Source organism: Natronomonas sp., assembly GCF_036625485.1.
Lineage (GTDB): Archaea > Halobacteriota > Halobacteria > Halobacteriales > Haloarculaceae > Natronomonas.
This window is the reverse complement of sequence record NZ_JAZKTR010000243.1, coordinates 1-2541: the sequence shown is the minus strand read 5'-3', so window position 1 is coordinate 2541 and position 2541 is coordinate 1. Positions and strand designations below refer to the sequence as shown.

General features: G+C 67.4%; 4 protein-coding genes and 1 pseudogene. 1 reads left to right on the top strand and 4 read right to left on the bottom strand.

Features of this window, described 5'->3' with window-relative positions:
- From V5A53_RS14525 to V5A53_RS14510, 4 genes and pseudogenes are all read right to left on the bottom strand, one after another.
- Positions 1-281, bottom strand: a pseudogene (locus V5A53_RS14525) (proteasome subunit alpha); the annotation flags it as partial.
- 2 nt (positions 282-283) lie between these two features.
- The gene (locus V5A53_RS14520; RefSeq protein ID WP_332314322.1) at positions 284-769 is read right to left on the bottom strand and encodes an Rpp14/Pop5 family protein; all 486 of its coding nucleotides are present in this window, start codon (positions 767-769) and stop codon (positions 284-286) included.
- A gap of 121 nt (positions 770-890) precedes the next feature.
- Positions 891-1496: a class I SAM-dependent methyltransferase gene (locus tag V5A53_RS14515; protein WP_332314321.1), complete on the bottom strand. Its 606-nt coding sequence runs from the start codon at positions 1494-1496 to the stop codon at positions 891-893.
- On the bottom strand, positions 1480-2175 hold the full coding sequence (locus tag V5A53_RS14510; RefSeq protein ID WP_332314320.1) for an RNase P subunit p30 family protein: 696 nt from the start codon (positions 2173-2175) through the stop codon (positions 1480-1482). The genes V5A53_RS14515 and V5A53_RS14510 overlap by 17 nt, the downstream gene beginning before the upstream one ends.
- A gap of 197 nt (positions 2176-2372) precedes the next feature.
- Here V5A53_RS14510 and V5A53_RS14505 point away from each other — a divergent pair.
- Positions 2373-2541, top strand: a 169-nt coding sequence (locus V5A53_RS14505) for an FAD-dependent oxidoreductase (protein ID WP_332314323.1), incomplete at its 3' end; no start/stop codon positions are given.

The window sequence follows — 2541 nt, the reverse complement described above, 5'->3', positions numbered from 1 at the left end:
GCGAAGTCGATAAGCTGGCGGGCGTCGGCCACGTGGCCGGCGCTGGCGATGCCGACGTGGTCGTCGGCCTTGTGGATCTTCTCGACGCTGGTCCGCTCCATCAGCGGCGAGCGGATGCGCTTGTCGACCGCCAGCACGACGCCTTCCTCGGTACGAACACCGATGGACGCCGTCCCTCGTTTGACCGCCTCGCGCGCGTACTCGACCTGGTACAGGCGACCGTCCGGGGAGAAGATGGTGATCCCCCGGTCGTAGGCCTGCTGCTGCGATTGTCCCTGCATTGTTAGGTATCCTGAATATCGAATGCTGTCGCGCCCACGCGGTCCCCGGCCACCTCGACGTCGACCCGGTCGCCCCGGACGACGGCGGGCCGTTCCGACCCCGCGAACGCGACGGTTCTCTCTTCCGATTCTTCCCTCGGGCGTCCTATATACTTTTCCTCACAGGCACGCACCGTGCCGCTGACGCCCCGAACGAAGACCCCCAGTGGCTGGTCGTCGAGTTCCGAGATGGTCGCCACGACGGCCCGCAGGCGCTCGACCTCACCGCGTCGAGCCCGGATGACTGCTTCGCCCTCGCCGTCCTCGAAGCGGAAGTGGAGGACGCTCCCGTCGAGGTCGGCGCTCCCGGCATCACCGACGAGGTTCTGGGCGGCGAACCACAGCTTCCGCTGGAAGGAACGCCGGTCGATGTCGGCGTCGGGCCACGATTCGAGGCCGACGGCGAGATACCGCCACCGCGGGCGGAGGTGCTTCGGGAGGTGTTTCACGGGTGTCCGTTCGGCCGCACCGCCCAAAGAGCCCGCGGTTCGCTGACGGTCCGACGACCACCCTGCGAGCGCCCAGTCCGGTTGCCGACCTGCTCGGCGGCGCGGTGGCGGACGCGGTTAGCTATATCACCCGTTCGGCAACGAGGACGCCCACCTGTTCGTGGACCATCTCGACGGCCGTCAGCGCGAAGCCCGCGTCGGTGAGCGCGTCGGCGAGCACGCCGACGGTGGCCGGGTCGTCGACCTCCGGGCTGTAGAACGGTTCCTCGGGGTCCGGCTCGCCGAAGAACATCACGTCCCCGAGGACGAACCGCTCGGGATCGAGAGTGGTGATGACCTCGATGGCCTCGCGCTTCTCGTCGTCCGAGAGATGATGCATCGCGAAGTTCGAAACGACCACGTCGAGGTCGCCATCGTAGTTCGGTTCCCGGAAGGTTCCTTCCCCGAAGGAGACGTTCTCCAGACCGCGTTCGTCGGCCTTCCGTCTGGCCTGCTCCATCATCCCCTCGCTGATGTCGCGGCCGACGGCCGCCTCGGCGTCGTCGGCCAACGCCAGCCCGATGGCGCCGGTGCCACAGCCCAGGTCCAGAACCACGTCATCGGCGTCTGGAGCGGCGTATTCGACGACCAGCGAGACGCAGGCGCGGTACTCCTCGCGTTTGTCCTCGTCGTACGCCGGAGCGATCTCGTCGAACCGGGCGGCGTGTTCCTCAAGCGTCTTCTTCATGCTCGTCGATACGCACGCCGGGTTCTATGAACGTCTCGGACTGCCGTTCTCGGTTCTCTTCGACGATTCCGCTCCACGCCGCCAGCCCGGTTTCGATGGCATCGCGGTCGAAGCCGACTGTCTCGCCGACGGCGAGCAACTCCCGAGGGCCGCGCAACTGGAGGTGGCTGTAGGGTTCGGCGGTCACGACGTAGGGGACGTCGTACTGCTCGACGAGCTCCCGGAGCTTTCGGAGACCCTGAATCGCCTGCACGCGGGGGCCGCCATCGGCGCGGAACACCCGGCCGAAGTTGAACTCCATGTGGACGCCGTTCTCGGCGGCGGCCTTCGCCAGTACGTGGTTGACGTCACCCTCGCGCATCGGATGCGCGAGGACGTCGACCTTCGACTGTTCGACCGCGAAGCGGTTGAGCGAACCGCCGTGGACACAGACCACATCCCGTTTGGAACGATAGTTCCCGATGAGGCCGCTTGCCTGTCCGGCGTCGTCCGTCCGAATCTCGATGCCGGAGACTACGTCGATGTCGTATTCCGCACCGATGGCCTCGGCATCGTAGTCGGTCTGGGCGTCACCGTGGTTGCGGACGACCACGCCGTCGTAGCCGTACTCGGCGGCCGTCCTGGCCAGTCGAGCGACGGTCGCCTGCCCGTCGGGATGCGCGTGGACGCCCTCGTACATGCCCGGGAATCGGGTCGGCCCGGTCTTTTGTGTTGTGTCTCACCGCGGGTCGGGGGCCGGTCCGACCTACAGAACGTCCGCCCACAGGTCCCGGTCGTCATCGAGGTCGCCACGGGCTTCAGCGGTATCCAGCATCGCCTCCCCGGTTCGGGCCTCGGACGGACAACCTGAAGCGACCGGCGATCCAATCCGCCGGTATGACGGATACGGACGTTATCGTCGTCGGTGGGGGCGCCACGGGCGTCGGAATCGCTCGCGACCTCGCGATGCGCGGCCTCGACGTGACGCTGTTCGAACGCGGCGGGCTCGGTTCCGGGACGACCGGCCGGTCTCATGGCCTCCTGCACAGCGGCGCGCGCTATGCAA